General features: G+C 62.7%; 20 protein-coding genes, 1 tRNA gene and 1 pseudogene. 13 read left to right on the top strand and 9 right to left on the bottom strand.

The window, feature by feature from the left end; genetic code table 11:
* Positions 1-38: 38 nt before the first annotated feature.
* On the top strand, positions 39-578 hold the full coding sequence (locus tag BM059_RS03790; protein ID WP_037004354.1) for a DUF1003 domain-containing protein: 540 nt from the start codon (positions 39-41) through the stop codon (positions 576-578).
* A gap of 84 nt (positions 579-662) precedes the next feature.
* Here the strand turns inward: BM059_RS03790 and BM059_RS03785 are convergent, their stop codons facing one another.
* Positions 663-1,556: an EamA family transporter gene (locus BM059_RS03785; protein WP_074936836.1), complete on the bottom strand. Its 894-nt coding sequence runs from the start codon at positions 1,554-1,556 to the stop codon at positions 663-665.
* A 139-nt stretch (positions 1,557-1,695) separates the two neighbouring features.
* On the opposite strand from BM059_RS03785, the gene BM059_RS03780 reads away from it, so the two are divergent.
* Positions 1,696-2,430: a sulfite exporter TauE/SafE family protein gene (locus BM059_RS03780; RefSeq protein WP_037004393.1), complete on the top strand. Its 735-nt coding sequence runs from the start codon at positions 1,696-1,698 to the stop codon at positions 2,428-2,430.
* A 51-nt stretch (positions 2,431-2,481) separates the two neighbouring features.
* Here the strand turns inward: BM059_RS03780 and BM059_RS03775 are convergent, their stop codons facing one another.
* Positions 2,482-3,522 (bottom strand): DUF1176 domain-containing protein, encoded by a 1,041-nt coding sequence (locus tag BM059_RS03775; RefSeq protein WP_074937411.1) that lies wholly within the window; start codon positions 3,520-3,522, stop codon positions 2,482-2,484.
* 69 nt (positions 3,523-3,591) lie between these two features.
* Complete coding sequence (locus BM059_RS03770; protein WP_074936834.1) at positions 3,592-4,302, bottom strand: NADPH-dependent F420 reductase; 711 nt, start codon at positions 4,300-4,302, stop codon at positions 3,592-3,594.
* A 201-nt stretch (positions 4,303-4,503) separates the two neighbouring features.
* Here BM059_RS03770 and BM059_RS25705 point away from each other — a divergent pair, with 201 nt between their 5' ends.
* From BM059_RS25705 to BM059_RS03745, 6 genes are all read left to right on the top strand, one after another.
* Positions 4,504-4,635, top strand: a complete 132-nt coding sequence (locus tag BM059_RS25705) for a hypothetical protein (RefSeq protein WP_260619723.1) — start codon at positions 4,504-4,506, stop codon at positions 4,633-4,635.
* Positions 4,636-4,800: 165 nt separating this feature from the next.
* The gene (locus tag BM059_RS03765) at positions 4,801-5,502 is read left to right on the top strand and encodes a YebC/PmpR family DNA-binding transcriptional regulator (protein WP_037004360.1); all 702 of its coding nucleotides are present in this window, start codon (positions 4,801-4,803) and stop codon (positions 5,500-5,502) included.
* A gap of 41 nt (positions 5,503-5,543) precedes the next feature.
* Entirely contained in the window at positions 5,544-5,963 is a 420-nt protein-coding gene (locus BM059_RS03760) for an NUDIX hydrolase (protein ID WP_074936832.1), read from the top strand.
* 141 nt (positions 5,964-6,104) lie between these two features.
* Positions 6,105-6,434 carry a DUF2025 family protein gene (locus tag BM059_RS03755; protein ID WP_037004364.1) on the top strand — a complete coding sequence of 110 codons (330 nt, stop codon included), beginning with the start codon at positions 6,105-6,107 and terminating at the stop codon, positions 6,432-6,434.
* Positions 6,435-6,550: 116 nt separating this feature from the next.
* Positions 6,551-6,961: a GNAT family N-acetyltransferase gene (locus tag BM059_RS03750; protein WP_037004366.1), complete on the top strand. Its 411-nt coding sequence runs from the start codon at positions 6,551-6,553 to the stop codon at positions 6,959-6,961.
* A gap of 108 nt (positions 6,962-7,069) precedes the next feature.
* Complete coding sequence (locus tag BM059_RS03745) at positions 7,070-8,116, top strand: GGDEF domain-containing protein (RefSeq protein ID WP_037004368.1); 1,047 nt, start codon at positions 7,070-7,072, stop codon at positions 8,114-8,116.
* A gap of 4 nt (positions 8,117-8,120) precedes the next feature.
* Here the strand turns inward: BM059_RS03745 and BM059_RS03740 are convergent, their stop codons facing one another.
* The 3 genes from BM059_RS03740 to BM059_RS03730 form a co-directional block, all read right to left on the bottom strand.
* Entirely contained in the window at positions 8,121-8,447 is a 327-nt protein-coding gene (locus BM059_RS03740) for a hypothetical protein (RefSeq protein WP_074936829.1), read from the bottom strand.
* A gap of 143 nt (positions 8,448-8,590) precedes the next feature.
* Positions 8,591-8,666, bottom strand: a tRNA-Thr gene (locus BM059_RS03735).
* Positions 8,667-8,720: 54 nt separating this feature from the next.
* A complete protein-coding gene (locus BM059_RS03730; protein WP_037004371.1) occupies positions 8,721-9,563 on the bottom strand; it encodes a CvfB family protein in 843 nt (280 codons plus the stop codon).
* Positions 9,564-9,802: 239 nt separating this feature from the next.
* Here BM059_RS03730 and BM059_RS03725 point away from each other — a divergent pair, with 239 nt between their 5' ends.
* Positions 9,803-9,994 carry a hypothetical protein gene (locus BM059_RS03725; RefSeq protein WP_003462311.1) on the top strand — a complete coding sequence of 64 codons (192 nt, stop codon included), beginning with the start codon at positions 9,803-9,805 and terminating at the stop codon, positions 9,992-9,994.
* A gap of 63 nt (positions 9,995-10,057) precedes the next feature.
* On the opposite strand, the gene BM059_RS03720 is transcribed toward BM059_RS03725, so the two are convergent.
* Both BM059_RS03720 and BM059_RS03715 read right to left on the bottom strand, forming a co-directional pair.
* On the bottom strand, positions 10,058-11,203 hold the full coding sequence (locus tag BM059_RS03720) for a PQQ-dependent sugar dehydrogenase (protein ID WP_074936827.1): 1,146 nt from the start codon (positions 11,201-11,203) through the stop codon (positions 10,058-10,060).
* A gap of 83 nt (positions 11,204-11,286) precedes the next feature.
* Positions 11,287-11,988, bottom strand: coding sequence for a substrate-binding periplasmic protein (locus BM059_RS03715; RefSeq protein WP_083413222.1), 702 nt, complete (start codon positions 11,986-11,988; stop codon positions 11,287-11,289).
* A gap of 171 nt (positions 11,989-12,159) precedes the next feature.
* Here BM059_RS03715 and BM059_RS03710 point away from each other — a divergent pair, with 171 nt between their 5' ends.
* Complete coding sequence (locus BM059_RS03710; protein ID WP_074936823.1) at positions 12,160-13,137, top strand: zinc-dependent alcohol dehydrogenase family protein; 978 nt, start codon at positions 12,160-12,162, stop codon at positions 13,135-13,137.
* A gap of 256 nt (positions 13,138-13,393) precedes the next feature.
* On the opposite strand, the gene BM059_RS03705 is transcribed toward BM059_RS03710, so the two are convergent.
* Positions 13,394-14,719, bottom strand: a complete 1,326-nt coding sequence (locus BM059_RS03705; protein ID WP_074936821.1) for a spinster family MFS transporter — start codon at positions 14,717-14,719, stop codon at positions 13,394-13,396.
* Between the two features lie 275 nt (positions 14,720-14,994).
* Here BM059_RS03705 and BM059_RS03700 point away from each other — a divergent pair, with 275 nt between their 5' ends.
* The 3 genes and pseudogenes from BM059_RS03700 to BM059_RS25585 all read left to right on the top strand — a co-directional run.
* A complete protein-coding gene (locus tag BM059_RS03700; protein WP_037004382.1) occupies positions 14,995-17,166 on the top strand; it encodes a hypothetical protein in 2,172 nt (723 codons plus the stop codon).
* A 64-nt stretch (positions 17,167-17,230) separates the two neighbouring features.
* Positions 17,231-19,411: a putative bifunctional diguanylate cyclase/phosphodiesterase gene (locus tag BM059_RS03695; protein WP_074936819.1), complete on the top strand. Its 2,181-nt coding sequence runs from the start codon at positions 17,231-17,233 to the stop codon at positions 19,409-19,411.
* A 162-nt stretch (positions 19,412-19,573) separates the two neighbouring features.
* Positions 19,574-19,692: pseudogene (locus BM059_RS25585) on the top strand (IS481 family transposase); the annotation flags it as partial.

Here is a 19,692-nt window from a genome sequence, read left to right as displayed (position 1 = left end):
CATCGCTTCGACGTCTCTGCCTCGGATGAATGGCCACGATGAGCAACAACACCCCACACACGCTACAACAACTTGCCCAGAACCTACTTGGCAAGGCAATCCACGAACTCGAGCCGGAAGAAAGCCATGTGCTCGAACAGATCCACCAGCGCCGCCCCATCAGCCGTGACGTCGCCGATGCCTCGGACGAACAGTCGAGTTTCGGCGAACGGCTGTCGGACAAGGTCGCGGCCGTCGGTGGCTCCTGGACCTTCATCATCTGCTTCGCGCTGACCATGCTTGGCTGGATGCTGATCAACACCGATGTGCTGTCGCACTTCGGCATGGCCTTCGACCCCTACCCTTACATCTTCCTCAACCTGATGCTGTCGACCCTGGCCGCGATCCAGGCGCCGATCATCATGATGAGCCAGAACCGCCAGGCGGCGAAGGATCGCCTGGCCGCGAGTCTGGACTTCGAGGTTAACCTGCGCGCCGAGCTGGAAATCATGCGCCTGCACGAGAAGATCGACCAACGCATCCAGCAACGCCTTGATCAGATTCTCGAACGCCTACCGGAAAAACGCCCGCAAGACTGAGCCGACACGGAGCGCATTTGCACCGCAGGGTGCGCCGTGCGCACCAGAGCGCCAGGCATGATCAGGCCAGGGGCGCAGCACACCCTACGGCAGCGTCGGCTCGCGTTGGCGCCAGCTATCGAGCAGGCGCCCGCCCCAGACGTTGATCAGTAAGCCGGCCATGACCAGCGCCGCGCCGGCCATCTGCAAGGCGCCAAGACGCTCGCCCAGCAACAGCCCCGAGGAGCTGATGCCCACCACCGGTACCAGCAGCGAAAATGGCGCCACCTGGCTGGCTGGATAACGCGACAGCAGGCGACTCCATAGCCCATAGCCGAGAATGGTGGCGCCAAACGCCAAGTAGGCCAGCACCAGCATCGAATCCAGGCCGAGCGAGCGCAACGACTGGCTGATCAGCGCCGGCCCCTCCAGCCACAGCGACAGGGCCAGAAACGGCAGCGGCGGGATCAGGCTGCCCCAGACCACCAACCCGACCAGGTTGACCTTGCCCAACTTGCGCGTCACCACGTTGCCCAGTGCCCACATCGAGGCGGCAGCGATGGTCAGGGCGAAGCCGGCCAGGGTCATCGCCTGCCCGCCCTGCAAACCGATCAGTACCAGGCCGCTGGCCGCCACCAGCAAACCGAACAGGTTGCTGCCGCGCAGACGCTCGCCGAGAAACAGCGCGGCGAAGAACAGGGTGAAGAACGCCTGCGACTGCAGCACCAGCGATGCCAGCCCAGCCGGCATGCCGACGTACATGGCATAGAAGAGAAAGGCGAACTGCCCCAGCGAAATGGTCATGCCATAGGCCAGCATCCAGCGCAGCGGCACCTGCGGCCGACGCACGAAGAGGATCGCCGGGAATGCCGCGAGCATGAAACGCAGAGCCCCCATCAGCATCGGTGGCATGCCGTGCAGGCCGACCTTGATCACCACGAAGTTCAGCCCCCAGACGACGATCACCAGCAGCGCCAGTAGCAGATCCTTGGGTGACATGAGCACAAACCTCGCCTTGAGTGAGCAGGCATTAGAGCAGCCTCCCAGCGCAGCAGACAGACACAGAGACCGAGGAAAAAAGCCACACAGCCACGTGCGGCTGCTAACCTGCGCGCTTCTGTCGCGTTACGCCAAGCCCATGACCCTGCACGATTTCCTTCTGTTCGCCCTGCCGGCGGTGTTTCTCACCGGGCTGTCCAAGGGCGGCTTCGGTGGCGCCCTGGGCGGCATCGCCGTGCCGCTGCTGGCACTGGCCACGTCACCGAAACAGGCGGTGGCAGTGATGCTGCCGATTCTCTGCCTGGCCGATGTGGTGGGCCTCAAGGCCTACTGGGGCAAATGGGATACGGCCAACCTCAAGGTCATGCTGCCCGGCGCGGTGATCGGCATCGCCATCGGCTCGCTGACCTTCGGTTTGTTCGACGAACGTGCCATTGGCTTGTTGATCGGCGCCATCGCCATCCTCTTCGTCGGACTCGGACTGCTGCTCGGCAACCAGGCGCCACGCCCGCTGCACAAGGGGCGTGGCACACTGCTGTCGAGCCTGGCCGGGTTCACCAGTTTCGTCGCCCACGCCGGCGGCCCGCCGGTGATGATGCACCTGATGCCGCAGCAACTGGACAAGGTGCGCTTCGTCGCCACCATCAATCTGTTCTTCCTGCTGACCAACGCCGCGAAGCTGTTTCCCTACGCGGCTCTGGGCCAGTTCACCCAGGAAAACCTGCTGCTCAGCCTGATGCTCGCGCCCATCGTGCCGCTGGGCGTGTGGAGCGGCCTGTGGCTGCAGTCGCGGGTCAACCACCTGTGGTTCTACCGCATCGCCCGACTGGGCATTCTGCTGGCCGGTATCCAACTGATCTGGCGCTACCTGTAAACACCGGTTGGTAGGGCGCGCCATGCACACCAGCGCTCCCGATACGCCAGATCAGGGCCCAGCCACGCGCCATAGCTCAGGCCACTCACCCGGGTTGCCGCCCGCACAGCGCCCCATGTAGCTGAACGAGGCCAGCTGAAAACGCTCGCCATCGAAGCGCCAAGCGCCCGTCTCGCCGCAGTCGGCAATCCCCCGTCCCTTGTACAGATAGCCCAGCTCACCGGTGTCCGACGCATAGCTGACCCAGCCCGACAAGCCTTCATGACCCAGCGGCAGAGCATCGAGTTGCAGGTCGTGCTCGGCATAGGGCGGTTGCCGGTCGACACGATAGACAGCGAAATCGCAGTTGTAGGCCGCGCACCAGGTGCGAATGATCACCAACGCCTCGCGGTCGTTGAGGGCGAAGGCCTCGGCCTCCGGCTCGCCGCCCATGTCCTCCTCGCTCCATGCATCGCGCGTCTGCGCCATCACGGCCTGGGCGATGGCCTGGCTCTCGGCCTCCTGCAGCGGCGTGGTGCCTGGATAGACAGGCAGCAGCGGTGCCGAGGGTGCAGGCGGCACCTCGCTGTCCGACCGTGTTCCCGGACGATACAGCGCACCACGGGTATCCACCCGCCCCTGTACGGCATCCATCAGCAGCAAGGCAGCGGAAAGTCCGCTGAGCGACACCACGGCGTCATATTCACGCTCAGCCGGCATGCGCAGTTGCTCACCATTGCGCAACTCGGCCAACAGCGCCTGCGCATCGACACCCTCGGCGACCAGCAACGTCTCGTCGCTCTGTTCCACCCGCTGCAAGGCCTTGGCGTTCGCCAGGGGTTTGCCATCGAGCAGCAGTGGCGAGAAGCCACGCTGCTCGACGTCACGCACATACAGCCGCACCGGTGCCTGAGCACCCGCGTCACGCTGCAAGTGCAGAACCAGAGGGGTGTATTCGAAACTGTCGCGGGCGCTCAGTGCCTGGCAACCACGCAGGTTGTCGCAGGCCACTACCCAATCCTTGATTTCCCGGTACAGCGGCACCTGTTCTGGGGCCGCCTGGGCGGCCCCCGAGACCAGCAGCAACCCGCTGATCAGCGTCCAACGCGACATGAGCAACTCCTTCTGACGAATGCGCAGGGTCGCCATGTTCCTGCGCCAGGCCGTGCCAGGCAAGCCTCGTCAGAGATCAAGCAGCTCGCGCAGCTCTCGGGCCGTGGGCATGCGCGCCGACACGCCACTGTTGAAGTCGAAGGATTTGGCACTGGAGAGCGGCCCGACGATCACCGGGTCGAAGCCGGCATCCGTCACCAGGCGTGCCGCCACTTCGAGCGCCGCCTGATCATCGGCAGCCAGCGGAATGGCAAGCTTCTCACCCTGACGATGAGCCTGGCTGCGCAGGTTGTAGGCGGCGATGGCGTTGAAGGCGCGCACCAGGCGCACGCCGGGCAAAAACTGCTGCGAGGCCAACCCCGCGCCCATTTCGACAGCCTCTTCGGCCATCGGCCCGTCACGCCCAGGCCGCGGATTACCAGCGTCCAGCAGTACCTTGCCAGCCAGCTCCGTGGCGTAGTCACGGCCGACCTGCGGCGTTGCCGCATAAGGCACCGCCAGCAGGATCACCTCGCCAAAGGCCGCCGCCTCGCGTGGTGTTCCCACTTTCGCCCGCTCACCCAGCTCGTCGGCCAACGGCTGCAGACGCTCCGGATGGCGCGAGGAGATCATCACTTCATGCCCAGCTTCGACCCACAGCCGTGCCAACGGAGCGCCAATATTGCCGGCACCGATGATACCGATACGCTGTGGCGCCTCTTGCGCCAGGCTCGACCCGGCGCCCAGCAGCAGCCATGAACAGACCAGGACGACGCCCAGACGATGAACGAGACGAAACATGGCAGCCCCCTGCTCCAGGCGAAAACATCAGCATAGAGAAGCCCGCCCAAATATCGACCGACGATTCGCTACAACCTATTACTCTCCAGCAACTATGCTGCATACAGTGAATGTGCTCTGCAGACGGCCCGGTGGCCGAGGAGGTGGTAGTGACCAGTACGTATATGTCCAGTCAATGATCCATTTTCCGGAGTAACCACCATGAGCAAGAGTCAAGATTCGCACAAGGAAAGCAAGAAGAAGCCGCAGAAGAATGCGCACGAAAAACGCGAAGCCAAGCGTGCAAAGAAACAGGGCCAGACTTTGCTGGGTAGCCACTCGGCCCAAGCCTGACCGCCCCCTTCGCCCGGTACAGGTCCACTGTGCCGGGCTCTGCATCAGCGTCGACGGAAATTGCAGGTGCCGTCGACCGCACAACGCACTAGAATCCGCAGCCTATCCGATCGTCACGCCTCGACTGGCGCGACGCCGTATCACCTATCGGCCAGGAGACCCCAGATGGGCGCCCAGTGGAAAGCCAAACCCAAAGAAGCCGCCGCCAATGCCCGAGGCAAGATCTTCGGCAAGCTGGTGAAGGAAATCATGCTCGCCGCGCGTAACGGCGCCGACCCGGACATGAACCCCAAGCTGCGCCTGGCCGTGCATCAAGCCAAGAAAGCCTCGATGCCCAAGGACACCCTGGAGCGCGCCATCAAGAAAGGCGCCGGGCTGTCTGGTGAGGTGATCAACTACGAACGTACCCAGTACGAAGGCTTCGCCCCGCATCAGGTACCGGTGATCGTCGAGTGCCTGACCGATAACGTCAACCGCACTGTCGCCGAAATCCGCGTGCTGTTTCGCAAGGGCCAGCTCGGTGCGTCCGGCTCGGTCAGCTGGGATTTCGACCACGTTGGCCTGATCGAAGCCAGCAGCGAAGATGACTCCGACCCGGAACTGGCCGCCATCGAAGCCGGTGCACAGGACTTCGTACCTGATGACGAGGGTGCCACTCTGTTCATCACCGACCCGACCGACCTCGACGCCGTGTGCAAGGCGCTGCCGGAGCAGGGTTTCACCGTCAACTCGGCCAAGCTCGGCTACCGTCCGAAGAACCCGGTAGGCAACCTGACGCCGGAGCAGATGGAAGAAGTCGAGGCCTTCCTCGAAGCCATCGACGGTCACGACGACGTGCAGAACGTCTATGTCGGCCTGGCCGGCTAATGTGCATGGGGCGCCCGGATCGGGCGCCTACAGCTGCCTCCATGAAAACCACCCTGCATATCGCCGCTGCCTGTCTGTTCGACGAGCGAGGCCGCCTGCTGCTCGTGCGCAAGCGCAACACACGCTTCTTCATGCTACCTGGAGGCAAACGCGAGCCGGGCGAAGACGCACTGTCAGCGCTCGAACGAGAGTTGCTCGAAGAACTTGAGCTGCGACTACACGCCGAAGCGTTGCAGCCTGTCGGCCAGTTCCAGGCGCCCGCCGCCAACGAGGCCGACACCTGGGTGCAGGCTGACATCTTTCGCGCCGCCCTGCCTCATGCCGTTCAGCCCGCCGCCGAGCTGGAAGAACTGCGCTGGCTCGACACCACCGCACCGCTGCCCGACGACCTGGCACCGCTACTGCGCGATCAGGTATTGCCGGCGCTGGCACGGCGTCACTGTGGCCTGCCAACCCTGTAGGGCCGTCGCACGTGACGTCAGAATCGCTCCCGGTAGTTTCTTGATCCACGACAACGCGGGTGACATCGCCAGCGATTAGGCTGCGCCGATAAACAGAACCATTCGCCTTGTCTGCAAACCCCACAGGAAACGAGGTTTGCCATGAGTATCACGTCCGCCCAGATCTGCCAGGCCGCCGACCAACTGCAAGGCTTCGTCGGCTACAACGCCAAGACCGAGCAGTACCTGCTGCGTTTCTCCGAAGACAGCTTCGGCCTCGATGTACCGGCCGACACCATCACGCCCACCTGCGAGTACGTCTGGCACGCAGACGAAGGCGAGTTGATGCGCCTGGATCGCCAGCGCCTGGCCTGGTTGCAGGATCAGCGCATCGATGATCGAGTGAATCTCAGCGAGCCGCTGCGCGTCTATCTGCGCCGTAGCGACCTGCCGGAGATCCGCGCCGAGCGACGCCGCCTGGCGCCAGCCTGAATCGCCCGGTAGGGTTCTTGGCGCGCACCGGTGCGCGCCAAAAACCTCGGTGCGCACGGCGCACCCTACTGCCTGATTCTGCTTAAATAGCCCATTGCCCCGCTTGCCCTGTGCCGATGAGCCCACTCTGTTATCGCCGCCTTCCGCCCCTGCTGCGCCCACTGGTCGACAAGTTCTACCGCAGCCAACGCTCACCGATGCGCAGCCAGGCTGGCGACGAGATCTGGGTCGCCGAGCTGGCGGGGGAAATCGTTGCGGCTCTTAGCCTGCGGGCAGTAGCAGACGGGCAGTGGCTCACCGGTCTGTTCGTCGCCCCCGCGCGGCGCCGCCAGGGTGTGGCCGCAGCCTTGCTCGATCACGCCCTGGCCCAGCATCCCGAGCCGATCTGGCTGTTCTGCCACCCTGACCTGCAGAGCTTCTATCAGCACCTGGGTTTCAGGGCCGACCAACCCCTTCCGGCCGAACTAGCCGAACGGCTGGCCCGCTATCAACGCAGCAAGTCATTACTATCGTTGCGCGCCCACTAAGCAGTCTGTCGCCTTGGGCAAAAATACTGGCACTTTGCTCAGGAATGCCCCTTGCCATTAGCGGTCAAAGCTCTGCATGCTTGTTCCATAACAACGAAAAGAAACGCTATGGCTACCCAGACTGCTCGCTTGCTGAAGCGCCTGCGCAATGATTTCCAGCTATCGATCATCACCCTGATGGGGCTGTTCGGCGTTATCGGCATCTCTCCTTACGCCGTCTACCGCTTGCTCAACGGCAACTATCTGGTCGGCATCGCCGACACCGTTATCGTCTTTTCCACACTGTTTGCCGTGCTCTACGCCTGGTTCACCCGTGACACGGTCAAACCCGGTATCTACCTGGCTGCGGTGTTCTCCGTCGGCTCCACGCTGATCGCCATCAACCTCGGGGTCAACGGCCTGTTCTGGATCTACCCGCTGATCCTCTTCAATTTTTTCATGGTCACGCCCGGCAAGGCCCTGCTGGCGACGTCATTGGTACTGGCCTGCCTGGTCAGCCACGCCCTGCTGGTGCCCGACAGCGTGTTCGAAAGCCACTACCAGATGGTGTCGTTCCTGGTCACCTGCATGATGGCCAGCGTGCTCAGCTTCATCTTCGCCTTCCGCACCCGCACCCAGCGCGATCAACTGCAATTGCTGGCCATTCATGACCCGCTTACCGGCGCACGCAACCGCCGGGCGATGAACGAAGAACTGAAGATCGCCATGGCCAGCCATCGCCGCCACAGCGATAGCTACGGCCTGCTGGTGATGGACCTGGACCATTTCAAACAGATCAACGACCGCTTCGGCCACCACGTCGGCGACCAAGTGCTGGTGGCGTTCGTCGAACTGATCATGCGCTGTTCACGCAAGCAAGACCGGTTGTTCCGCTTCGGCGGCGAGGAATTCCTGCTGCTGCTGCCCAACACCGAGGCCGAGGGCCTGCGCGCCGCAGCGCAGAACCTGCTGAGCAGGGTAGCCAATGAGCTGGAAAGCCCGGGCGGCCCCGTGACCGTCTCCATCGGCGGCGCCATCCTGCACGGTGGCGAGCACTGGGAAAGCTGGCTGCAACGCGCCGATGAATGTCTCTACCGAGCCAAGAGCGAGGGGCGCAATCGCGCGGTGATCGCAGACACCCCCAGCGGCCAGAGCAAGACTACCGCCAGCCACTGAGGCGTCAGCGGCTGCGTTGTTGTTGATAACTGCCGCCGCCAGGCTGGCGTTCGATGATCAGCCCGCCCGGATACTCCGTGCTCTGCCGGATACCACCACGGGTTTCGCTGGAATAGCTGCCATAGCTGCTTTCCTGGCGCACACTGCCCTGCGGCAGACGTTGCCCGCCATAGAGGTTGTGCTGCTCATAGCTCGACGAACCCGAAACGCTGCCGCTGGCTCCTGGGCTGACGTAGACCTTGGGAATGACGCGAATGGTCTGCGGCTGGTCGGCGAACGCAACACTGGCCAACGTCGCAGCCAAGATCAACACAAGCGAACGAATGAACATGAGCAACTCCCATCTGAGCCAGGGCCAGACGTCTCACGCCTGAAACCCGAAAATCATCATCACACCGGCTTTGACAACAGCGCGAGAGAATTTTCAGCGCTGAAACGACAAAGGGTCAGCCGAAGCTGACCCTTTGCTGGAAATGGTGCCGGAGATAGGAATCGAACCTACGACCTTCGCGTTACGAGTGCGCTGCTCTACCGACTGAGCTACACCGGCGGGAAACGCCGGCATTATGCGAGTTGCCGCGCTTGCGCTCAAGTCACTGCAACATCAACTGTCGAGCAGTTCGATACGGTCGTCGTGAATGCGGATCAGGCCCTGCTTGTAGAGGCCGCCGATGGCCTTCTTGAAGTTGCCCTTGCTGACCCGGAAATGCTCGGAGATCAGCTCTGGCGGACTCTTGTCGCCCAGTGCCAGCACGCCATTCTGCGCACGTAAACGCTCGATGATCTGCTCGGCCAGGCCGCTGGCGGCTTCATGACCGATGGGCTGCAAACTCAGGCTGATCTTGCCGTCGGCGCGCAGTTCCTTGATGTAGCCCTTCTCGCGCATGCCACTGCGGATGAACTTGAACAGCTCGTTCTTGTGGATCAGGCCCCAGTGCTTGCCATCGATGATGGCCTTGAAACCGAGATCGGTACGCTCGACCACCAACAGATCGACTTCCTGACCCACCTGATAGTCGGCCGGCACCTTGTCCAGGTGGCGATCCAGGCGTGCGGTAGCGGTGAGGCGGCGGGTGCGTTTGTCCAGGTAGAGGTAGATCACGCAGTAGTCGCCGATCTGCAGCGGGCGCTTCTCTTCGGAGTGTGGCAGCAGCAGATCCTTGGGCAGGCCCCAGTCGAAGAACAGGCCGACGCGGTTGATGTCCACCACCTTGAGGCTGGCGAACTCACCAAGCTGGATCTTCGGCTTCAGCGTGGTGGCGATCAGCTTGTCTTCGCTGTCGAGGTAAAGAAACACGTTGAGCCAGTCTTCGACTTCGCTCGGCGTGTCCTTGGGGATGTAGCGCTTGGGCAGGAGGATTTCGCCGTCCGCACCACCGTCCAGGTACAGACCGAAGTCGGTGTGCTTGACCACCTGCAAAGAATTCATCCGCCCAATCAAGGCCATCGCGTTTCACCTCACCAAAACAGCCGGCCATTCTACCCGAGTTAATCGGCGACCGGGCTGGCGGCGTGGCGAATCGACGGCCGGTCGTGCGGTGGCGTAAGTGCCTGGGAAACAAGCCATAAATGCTGCGAAAAGCCGCCCATGCGCGGCGTTGTGGTATGCATCAGGGCGATTAACCAAGCAGAACGAGGCTCAATGAGGCATAATGGCCGGCCGCCCTTCTGAAAGAGATCAAGGTCATGGCCACCCTGCGCGTGAAGTCTTCCTCCAGCAAAGTCAGCAAACCAGCCCCTGCCGTGGAAACCCGCGAGTCCATCGAGGCGCAGATTGCTGCCTTCCTGCAGGGCGGCGGCGAGATCCAGCAGATCGCCAAGGGCGTCAGCGGCCAGACTTATGGCGGCACGCGTCAGATCACCATCAGCAAGAAGTGATCGCCTCGGGTGCGCATCGCGCACCCAGCCTCTCCCCCGCTTTACTCGCGTTACTCCTCCGCGTTACTCGCTCGCCAGACCCAGGCGCAGCAATTGCCCTTTCGGCGCATCCGTCAGCACATAGATATAGCCGTCCGCCCCCTGCCGTACGTCGCGTACCCGTGCGTTTAACGACTCCAGCAAACGTTCCTCATGCACGATCTTGTCGCCATCGAGCTGCAGGCGAATCAGCGCCTGGCCGGAAAGCGCGCCGATGAACAGGTTGTGCTGCCAAGCAGGGAAACGTTCAGCATCGTAGAAAGCCATGCCGCTGATCGCCGGTGACTTTTCCCAGACGTGATGCGGCGGCTCGGTGCCTTCCACAGTTTTGCCCTTGGCCTCGGGAATCGCCAGCATCGAGTAGTTGATGCCGTGGGTCGCCAGCGGCCAGCCGTAGTTCTTGCCGGCCCCGGGAATGTTGATTTCGTCGCCACCACGCGGGCCATGCTCGTGAGTCCACAAGTGGCCGCTCCAAGGGTTGAGCGCTGCGCCCTGCTGATTGCGATGGCCGTAGGACCAGATTTCCTCACGCACGCCGTCACGACTGACGAGAGGATTGTCTTCGGGGATGCGCCCGTCCGGGAAGATACGCACCAGTTTGCCCTGCAGCTTGTCGAGGTCCTGCGCGGTGGGGCGATTGTTGTTGTCGCCCAGGGCGATGAACAGATAGCCGTCGCGGTCAAACACCAGGCGAGAACCGAAGTGCGTGCCGCTGGACAGCTTGGGTTGCTGGCGGAAGATCACCTCGAAGCCTTCCAGGGCAGAGGCATCAGCCGACAGCTTGCCGCGCCCGACAGCCGTGCCGGCGGCGCCATCGCCCTCCTCGGCGTAAGACAGATAGACCAGGCGGTCCTCGGCAAAGTCAGGCGATAGCACCACGTCGAGCAAACCACCCTGACCAACCGCGAACACCTCGGGCACGCCGCGCAGTGGCGCGGATACCTCACCCTCGGCGCTTACCCGGCGCAACGCACCCGGCCGCTCGCTGACCAAGTAGCCTTGCCCGTCCGGCAAAAAGGCGACGGCCCAGGGGTTGGCCAGGCCTTCAGCGACGGTGTGGACGGTCAATGGCCCCAGTTCGGAGCTCAGTTGCCGGTCTTCGGCGAAGCTGTGCTGATAGCCGAACAAGGCGACCAGACCGAAGGCGGCGAGGGGTTTCAGGCGCGGCATCGTGAAGTCTCCAAGCGTCAGACAAGCGACCATAGTGCAACAGCACCTCCGCCGTGGCAGCCTCGCAAAAGTTTCCTCAGGTTTCAGTCCGTCAGGTAACGCTGCTCGATGCGCTGGTACTCGCCAGACTCACGCAACAGACGCAGCCCCTCGTCGAAACGCTGGCGTTGTTCGTCACGGCGAAAGCCGACTCGGTAGGGCGTGGGCGGGAAGATCTCGAACCAGGCCAGTGGCTGGGTCACGTCGACCTGATCGTCAACCTCGCGGTCCAGGTAGCGGATGATGCGCTTGTCGCCCACCACCACATCGGTGCGGCCGCTGTAGAGCAGGCGGTTACGATTGATCTGCAGCGCCTCCTCGCGATAGCGCGGGTTGTTCATCGCCATGCTCTCGAACTCCGGCCCCATCAGCAGTCGCGCGCGCTGAAAGGCGCTGACGGAGTAATTGCCAAGATCAGCGATCTGCTCGATGTGATAACCACGCTTGGCCAGCGCCACCGCCACATTCTGATAATGGATGTAGACGTCCGAGTAGAAGGCCTGCACGCCACTGCGCTCGTGAGTGGTGGTGATGGCGTCGATCTCGCCGCGACGCAGCATCAGATGCAGACGCTCGATTGGCGCGTAATAGGCGGTCAGCTCGAAACCAGCGTTATGCGCAGCGCGCTCCACCAGCTCATATTCCAGGCCACGCGGCTCACCCTCGAAGACATAGGGCGGTTTGTGCGTGCCGAAGCCGACGTGCAGCACCTGCGCCGCAGCCGTCGCGCTCAGGCACGCCAACATCAGTCCCAGCCACCATCTGACCATCATCTACCCCGTTATCGGACCCGCCAGAGCATAGACGCCTGGCCACCTTCATAACCAGAGTGGATGCCGGCCGATTCATTCCGCTTTGCCCTATCGAGGCTAGACTGGCTGCACGCATTTTGCGCCTGCCTTCAGGAGATCAAGACCATGCTCAAAGCCGAATACCAACAACGTGGCCCGGTGCCGCAGGACGTGATCAGCGCGGTGCCACTGCAACTGCCGGCGCCCGCTGCCGGGCAGGTGCGGGTCAAGGTGCTGGCTGCGCCGATCAATCCGTCCGACGTGCTGACCCTGACCGGCGCCTACGGCATGCTGCCGCCGCTGCCGGCCGTGGGCGGCAACGAAGGTGTGGGCAAGGTCGAGGCGCTCGGTGAAGGCGTGAGCAACTTCAAGGTAGGCCAGACCGTGCTGCTGCCAGTCGGTTGCGGTACCTGGGTCACGGCCCTGAATGCTCCGGCGGAAAAACTCATCCCGCTGCCGGATGCCGACCCGTTGCAACTGGCCATGCTCACGGTCAACCCGCCAACCGCCTCGCTGCTGCTCAGCGAGTTCGTCGACCTCAAGCCGGGCGACTGGGTGATCCAGAACGCCGCCAACTCTGGGGTCGGCAGCTACCTGATCCAGCTCGCCAAGCTGCGTGGTTTCAAGACCATCAACGTGGTACGCCGTGACTCGGCTATCGCCGGCGTAGAGGCCGAAGGTGGTGATCTGGTGCTGGTCGATGGCCCGGACCTGGCCAAGCGAGTGCGTGCAGCCACGGGCGGCGCCGAAGTCCGCCTGGGTATCGATGCCGTCGGCGGCGTCAGCACCGATAACCTGGCAGCGACCCTGGCCAACGGCGGCGTACTGGTGAACTACGGCATGATGAGCGGCCAGTCCTGCCAGGTCTCGCCCTCCTCGTTCGTGTTCCGTGACGTGACCCTGCGCGGTTTCTGGCTGGCCAAGTGGTTCCAGCAGGCCAGCCCGGCGCAACAGATGAAAGTGTTCGGCGAACTGGTACAACTGATCGCCAGCGGCAAACTGAAGACCCGCGTCGCGGCCACCTACGACCTGGAGCACATCAAGGATGCCGTGGCCGCTGCTGCCAGCGGCGAGCGTGACGGCAAGATCCTGCTGGTGCCCTGAGGCCTGCAGTAATAACTGCGCACCCACCCAGAGCCGTAGATCACGCGTTACCGACCCACGGCGCTGGTGGATGTAAAAAACGACATCCGTCCTACGGCCTCACTCTGAAGCCGTAGAGTGTGCTGCGCGCACCAATGCCTACCACGAACAGAGCGGCCCGAGCTCCTGCAACCTGGGATTTCAGCAACTGGTGCGCACTGCGCACCCTACCTGCTAGCACGCTGGCCTTACTCCCGTAGGGTGCATCGTCCCGCCATCAAGCCACAGCTGCTGCCAAGCCCTCACGCATACGCAGCGCATCACGCTGAAAGCAACGTGCCGCCTGCAGCAGCGCCAGCAGGGTGAGGAACAGCGCCAACGGAATCAGGATCATGGCGTCATGCAGCCCGACGGCCTTGAACGCTTCGGTCATCTCGCTCGCGCCCGCCGCGTGCATCGCGGCCTGCGCGTAGTGATCCGATAGCCAACCGACTGCCAGTGGGCCAAGGCCACCGCCCAGCAGATACAGACCGGCGAAGAACAACGCCATGGCCGTGGCCCGCAAGCGCGGCTCGATGACGTCCTGAATCGCCGTATAGACGCAGGTATAGAAGTTGTAGGAGAACAGCCATCCCAGGCTGAATACCCCGACGAAAACAGCGGTCTCGATCCGCCCGGCACTCAGCGCCCAGCCCGTGCACACACAGGCCACCAACATGCTGAAAGCCGCGAACAGCAACCGACCATTGCCCCAGCGCTGATGCACCTTGTCGGCGATCCAGCCACCTGCCGTCAGGCCGAGCAACCCGGTAAGCCCGACGATCACCCCGGTGGCCATGGCTGCATTCTGCAGGCCCAGGCCGAAATAGCGCTGCAGCATCGGCACCATGAAGGAGTTGCAGGCATAGGAGGCGAAATTGAACGCCAGCCCGGCCAGCACCAGCCACCAGAAGGTACGGATCGCCAGCACCTTGCGCAGCGGCTTGTCCACCGGCGCGCTGCTGACGCGTACGGCCTCTGCGGCACCACGCGCCGGCTCACGGATGAAAAACAGAAACAGCGCCAGGATCAGTCCCGGCACAGCGGCAATCAGAAACGGCGCGCGCCAGCTACCGAAGGCCTGCACCATGGCACCAATGGTGAAGAATGCCAGCAGCAGCCCCAGCGGCAAGCCGAGCATGAAGATGCCCATGGCCCGGGAGCGCTTGTGCGCCGGGAACAGGTCGCCGATCAGCGAGTTGGCCGCCGGCGCGTAACTGGCCTCGCCGATACCGACGCCCATGCGAATCAGCAGGAAGCTCCAGAAATTCCAGGCCAGGCCGTTGAGCGCGGTCAGGCCGCTCCAGGCTGCCAGGCCCCAGCCCATGATCTTGCGCCGTGCGCCAGTGTCGGCCATGCGCCCGAGCGGGATGCCGGCCAGGGCATAGACGATGGTGAAAGCCGTGCCGATCAGACCGAGCTGCAGGTCGCTCAGGCCCCATTCCAGGCGGATTGGCTCGATGATGATGGCAGGGATGGTGCGATCGAAGAAGTTGAACAGGTTGGCCAGAAAAAGCAGGAAAAGAATGCGCCAGGCATTCGAGGCTTGCTGGTTGGGCTGCACGACAAGGTCTCCTTTTTGTTATCCGCGTGCGGCCTACTGCGGTGGCGCCTACCTTGGCCCCCCCACCGAACGCTGGGTGACGCGCAATCTAGAGCCTTTGCCCGATTTTGTCTGCGACCATTCGCTTGGTTTATGCAGATGGATGGCGCTAGATGCCAATCTGCCTCATATCCGGCGGGAATAAGGCAAAGTGCTTTTTTCCGTGCTAGAACCAATGGGGTTGGTCATTTTGTGGCCAATGGCCAATACCCCACTGACTCGCCGGACTGTCACTGATGAAAACAAAAAAAGACGCCGTAGCCCCCACCAAGGAAGCCACCCTGGCCGATCTCGCCGACAACCTGCTGGCGCCGCCCGCGCTGCCGGTGTCGAGTGAAACCGGCGAGCAGTATCTGTATTTCACCGAACGCGATATCGAACGCATCCTCGATAACCTCGACGGCCTGCGCAACATGGTGTTTCCGCTGGGCGAGCCACTGGACGAAGGCGAGTCGAGCCGTATCCAGCAATTTCCCTCGGTGTGCCTGATCGGCCTTGGCCGCTGCGGCTCGAACATCGCCCTGGACGTCGCCTCCCTGGTCTACAACGCCCGGCAGTTCTATCTGGAAGAGTTCCACAGCGAGGCCACCGCCGCCATCGAGCAGGCCTCGCGTCCCAGCCGCTGGATTCGCAGCAACCTGTTGCGCGCCCCGCGCAAGAGCAGCAAGCCGGTGTTTCTGATCGAGCCGCTGGTGATGCTGGGCGATCTGGACAAGGACATCGCCGGGCGCATTCGCTTCTCGCGCAAAGGCGAAGTGAGCGGCTTTCTCGACGATTACAGCAAGATGAAGATCATGGACCTGTCCGAGGTGCACGCCGGTGGTGCCGGTAACGCGCCGATCCTCGGTCAGTACCTGGCCAAGATCATCCTCAACAAGGACACCCAGCGTTTCTCCAACGAAGACTGGAAGTTCATCCACAGCTACCTGATCGACTCGTGCGGCATCAAGGCCAACCAGTCGCGGCTGTACTTCTATATCTTCAGTGCCGGCGGTGGCACGGGTTCGGGCATGGCGTCGGAATTCGGCCTGGCGCAGCAGTTCGCCTACATGAGCAAGACCTTCGACAGCAAGCCGCCGGAGGACGGCGAAGCCGAGCGCGACCGCGGTTTCGTCTTCGAACCGATCTTCACCAGCGGCATCTGCATCCTGCCGAACATCTCCGACCAGCGCAGCGAAATGTCCGAAGCCCTGCACATCAACGCCGGGCGCCTGCTGTGCAAGTACCTGGCCGAGGAATGGGATTTCTCCTACAACTTCGACAACGAGCAGAACAGCGCCGAAAGCGTGATGCGCCGCATACGCCCATGGAACGCGATGATGCTGATCTCCAACGACATCATGCGCTACGCCGAAGAAAGCGGTGACGGCAGCATCCACAACATCGACGTGACCGCCATGGAGCGCCACGCCAACCAGTACATCTCGCAGCAGATCTTCAACATCCTCACCGCCCAGGCAGTGACCAGCGACTACGACCAGAACTACTTCCGCCGCGCCGGTATCGATATCGGCGAGACCATCCGCCTCGACGCCAACGACCTGTTCATGAGCCTGGCCGGCCCGGTAGCCGTGGCCTACGCAGAATCCGTGGTGCCCGAGCAGGCGGCCCAGCTCTCGGAAAAATTCCGCGTGCTGGACAAGGAACAGCACCCGCCACGGCTGAACATCGACGATCTGTTCTTCCGCTCCATTGACCTGCCGCACTACAACAAGGTCACCCAGGCCATCGAGGGCATCAGCCTGCTGCCGATCGAGTCCAAGCGCTATCGCCAGGCGCTGGAGCAATACAAGGCCAGCGGCTACGACGCCGCCCAACTGAGCGACCTGCACTTCTTCAAGAACTGCTCTTCGGTGGTGTCGATCGTCTCGCTGCCCAAGGACTACAAGCTGTCCTACATGGACCTGAACCGGCTCAAGACCCACCTCAACAACCTCTTCCCCAACACCACACTCAAGCGCTACGCACTGGTGATCGGCGCCTCGGCGAACCTGTCGCTGACCACCCTGATCGTCAAGAGCCCGTGCCTGTCGGACGATTTCCTGACCTTGATCGTCGCCTACATCAAGCGCTGCTTCGCCCGTGACCAGTACCGCTTCGACGACAGCCTGGACGACGCCATGCTCGAATTTATCGTCTCCGAGCGCTTCAACGAGGCGCAACTCGACGCCATGCTCAACGAGCACGAAGACCCGGCGAAGATCCTCGATACCAACTGGTATGCGATCAAGCCGATGTACGAGAAGAAGTACCGTGAGCTGATCCACGACGCCGAGAAGTTCGTCTCGATCAACGACATCCGCCTGTCGCGCGAAAGCGTCAAGCAGGCGATCAAGTACCTGCGCGAGATCTACCGCCATCGCATCGGCAAGACCCGAGTGATCTCGCTCAACGATTACGGAAAATAGGTGGAACTGGCGTGCCTGTGCTTCACTGAAAAAGGCACGCTAGCCGCCGCCAAGCAGGGTGACTATGGACGGACTCTCGATTCGCTTTCTCGCGGATCTGCCCGAGCAGGGCCAGATGCTGCTCAACTGCGAACACGATCCCTGGCTCGTGACACTGTCATACGTCATCGCCAGCGTCGGCAGCCTCAGCACCCTGACCATCGCCAAACACCTCGATCAGGTGCTAAGGCGCAGCATGCGTCTGGTCTGGGGGTTGCTCGGCGGGCTGTGCCTGGCCGGTGCCATCTGGTCCATGCACTTCATCGGCATGCTGGCGTTCCAGGCGCCGGTCGCCATCCGCTACGACCTCGCCACCACGGTACTGTCGCTGCTGGTGGCTCTGGCAGCCGCCCTCCTCGCCCTCTACTACATGGCTATGCCGCGCCCGGGCCTGGGACGCCAGTTATTGGCAGCAGTCATCATCGGCCTGGGCATCAGCGCCATGCACTACACCGGCATGGCGGCGATCCGCTCGGAGACTCAGGCCTACTACCACGGCGGCCTGTTCACCCTGTCCATCGTCATCGCCATCAGCGCCAGCTTCGCCGCGCTGCTGCTCAACCGCTATGTGCGCCACGGCTCGCAGCGGCGTCAGCGCTGGATGAAATATTCGGCCGCGCTGGTGATGGGCGCTGCCATCGCCTCGATGCACTACACCGGCATGGCCGCGCTCAACCTGGTGGTGGCGGACGGCACGCCGCTGCAGATGCGCAGTGCCGACAACAGCGTGCAACTGGTGTTGATCGTCGCCTCCATCACCCTGCTGATTCTCAGCCTGAGCCTGGTCGCGGCCTGGATCGGGCGCAAGCTCGACGACAAGGAGCGCGACCTGCAGCGGGTCAACACGTTGTTGGTGCAGCTCGACCAGGCCAAGGCCTCGCTGGAACAGGCAGCACATTTCGACCCCCTGACCGAGCTGCTCAACCGCCGCGGTTTCAACCGGGTATTCGCCGCCACCCTGGAGGAGCACGCGGTGACCGGCCGCAGCCTGGCGGTGATGTTTCTCGATATCGATCACTTCAAGCGCATCAATGACAGTCTCGGCCACGATGCTGGCGACGAGCTGCTGCGTGTGGTGGCGCAGCGTATCCGCAGCGCGCTGCGTGAGCGCGACATCATCGCGCGCTTCGGCGGCGACGAGTTCTGCGTGGTTGCCAGCCTCGACAGCAACGCCGACCCGCGCGCACTGGCGGCGCGCATGCTGGAGCATATGAAGGAACCCATCGGCCTGGCGGGGCGCAAGATCGTGATGACCACCAGCGTCGGTATCAGCCTGTTCCCACAGGACGGCAATAGCGCCGACGAACTGCTCAAGCATGCCGACCTGGCGCTGTATCAATCCAAAGGCAGCGGCCGCAACGTGGTGCATTTCTTCAACCCGCACCTGAAGCAGAAAGCCTCGATCGAACTGCAGCTGGAAGAAGACCTGCGCCAGGCTCTGCAGCAGGACAATGGCCTGATGCTTTACTACCAGCCGATCATCGATCTGCGCAGTGGTGCACTGAGCAAGCTCGAAGCCCTGGTACGCTGGAATCACCCTCAGCACGGTCTACTGACCCCCGAACGCTTCATCGCCATCGCCGAAGCCAACGGCTTCATCGATCAGCTCGACAACTGGGTGCTGCGCCGCGCCTGTCTCGACCTCAACAGCCTGGATCACATGGGCTATCCGGGGCTGAAGATCGCGGTCAACTGCTCAGCGCTGAACCTGGCCAATGATCAATTACCTGGCCGTATCGAGCAGTTGTTGAATTCGACGCGTTGCCCTGCTCATTGCCTGGAGCTGGAGGTCACCGAGAGCGCGCTGCTGAGCAACATCAACCGCGCCATCGGTCTGCTGGAAAACATCCGCGCACTGGGTGTCAGCCTGTCCATCGACGACTTCGGCACCGGTTACTCCTCGCTCGCTTACCTGCGCCGCTTACCGCTGGATACGCTGAAGGTCGACCGCTCCTTCATTCAGGACGTGGCCAACTCCAATCAGGACCGCGAGATCGTCCACGCCATCATCGCCATGGCCCATGCCCTGCACCTGAAGGTCGTCGCCGAAGGCGTGGAAACCGCCGAGCAACTGGCGTTCCTACAGGAGCGCGACTGCGATCAGGTCCAAGGCTATCTGTTCAGCAAACCGGTACCGTTGGAAGAAATAGTGGCCCTCTTCCCTCCGCATTACCGACCGCTGGAGCGAGTCGGCACCCGGTTCTAGGATACTGAGGCAAACATCCGGTGCGCGCGGCGCCCCCTACCCAAACCGCGATACGCCGTAGGGTGCGCCATGTGTTCAGCCGGGGGACATAGGTAACGGGTGTCGGGAGACATAGGTAACGCATTTAGGCTTACGGGGTTCATCGAATCGGGAGATCGAGTGATGCCGTGGCCGGAGCGCAGCACTATGTCGATAAGGCGTGAATTTGTTCTGTTGGCGGGGCAACCCGAAAGCAATGTGCGGGAGCTTTGTCGCCGGTATGGCGTCAGTCCCAGGACTGG

It is taken from the genome of Ectopseudomonas composti (genome assembly GCF_900115475.1).
GTDB classification, from domain to species: Bacteria; Pseudomonadota; Gammaproteobacteria; order Pseudomonadales; family Pseudomonadaceae; genus Aquipseudomonas; species Aquipseudomonas composti.
The sequence above is the reverse complement of the archived record's forward strand: the minus strand, read 5'-3'. Positions and strand labels throughout refer to the sequence as shown.

What these genes read in the sequence shown, in the direction of transcription:
- BM059_RS03750 (WP_037004366.1), top strand. Translation starts at nt 6,551, where the DNA reads ATGAGCCCACTCTGTTATCGCCGCCTTCCGCCCCTGCTGCGCCCACTG.
- BM059_RS03715 (WP_083413222.1), bottom strand. Translation starts at nt 11,988, where the DNA reads ATGTTGGCGTGCCTGAGCGCGACGGCTGCGGCGCAGGTGCTGCACGTC.
- BM059_RS25705 (WP_260619723.1), top strand. Translation starts at nt 4,504, where the DNA reads ATGAGCAAGAGTCAAGATTCGCACAAGGAAAGCAAGAAGAAGCCGCAG.
- BM059_RS03700 (WP_037004382.1), top strand. Translation starts at nt 14,995, where the DNA reads ATGAAAACAAAAAAAGACGCCGTAGCCCCCACCAAGGAAGCCACCCTG.
- BM059_RS03785 (WP_074936836.1), bottom strand. Translation starts at nt 1,556, where the DNA reads ATGTCACCCAAGGATCTGCTACTGGCGCTGCTGGTGATCGTCGTCTGG.
- BM059_RS03730 (WP_037004371.1), bottom strand. Translation starts at nt 9,563, where the DNA reads ATGGCCTTGATTGGGCGGATGAATTCTTTGCAGGTGGTCAAGCACACC.
- BM059_RS03760 (WP_074936832.1), top strand. Translation starts at nt 5,544, where the DNA reads ATGAAAACCACCCTGCATATCGCCGCTGCCTGTCTGTTCGACGAGCGA.
- BM059_RS03755 (WP_037004364.1), top strand. Translation starts at nt 6,105, where the DNA reads ATGAGTATCACGTCCGCCCAGATCTGCCAGGCCGCCGACCAACTGCAA.
- BM059_RS03695 (WP_074936819.1), top strand. Translation starts at nt 17,231, where the DNA reads ATGGACGGACTCTCGATTCGCTTTCTCGCGGATCTGCCCGAGCAGGGC.
- BM059_RS03710 (WP_074936823.1), top strand. Translation starts at nt 12,160, where the DNA reads ATGCTCAAAGCCGAATACCAACAACGTGGCCCGGTGCCGCAGGACGTG.
- BM059_RS03770 (WP_074936834.1), bottom strand. Translation starts at nt 4,302, where the DNA reads ATGTTTCGTCTCGTTCATCGTCTGGGCGTCGTCCTGGTCTGTTCATGG.
- BM059_RS03775 (WP_074937411.1), bottom strand. Translation starts at nt 3,522, where the DNA reads ATGTCGCGTTGGACGCTGATCAGCGGGTTGCTGCTGGTCTCGGGGGCC.
- BM059_RS03725 (WP_003462311.1), top strand. Translation starts at nt 9,803, where the DNA reads ATGGCCACCCTGCGCGTGAAGTCTTCCTCCAGCAAAGTCAGCAAACCA.
- BM059_RS03740 (WP_074936829.1), bottom strand. Translation starts at nt 8,447, where the DNA reads ATGTTCATTCGTTCGCTTGTGTTGATCTTGGCTGCGACGTTGGCCAGT.
- BM059_RS03780 (WP_037004393.1), top strand. Translation starts at nt 1,696, where the DNA reads ATGACCCTGCACGATTTCCTTCTGTTCGCCCTGCCGGCGGTGTTTCTC.
- BM059_RS03765 (WP_037004360.1), top strand. Translation starts at nt 4,801, where the DNA reads ATGGGCGCCCAGTGGAAAGCCAAACCCAAAGAAGCCGCCGCCAATGCC.
- BM059_RS03720 (WP_074936827.1), bottom strand. Translation starts at nt 11,203, where the DNA reads ATGCCGCGCCTGAAACCCCTCGCCGCCTTCGGTCTGGTCGCCTTGTTC.
- BM059_RS03745 (WP_037004368.1), top strand. Translation starts at nt 7,070, where the DNA reads ATGGCTACCCAGACTGCTCGCTTGCTGAAGCGCCTGCGCAATGATTTC.
- BM059_RS03790 (WP_037004354.1), top strand. Translation starts at nt 39, where the DNA reads ATGAGCAACAACACCCCACACACGCTACAACAACTTGCCCAGAACCTA.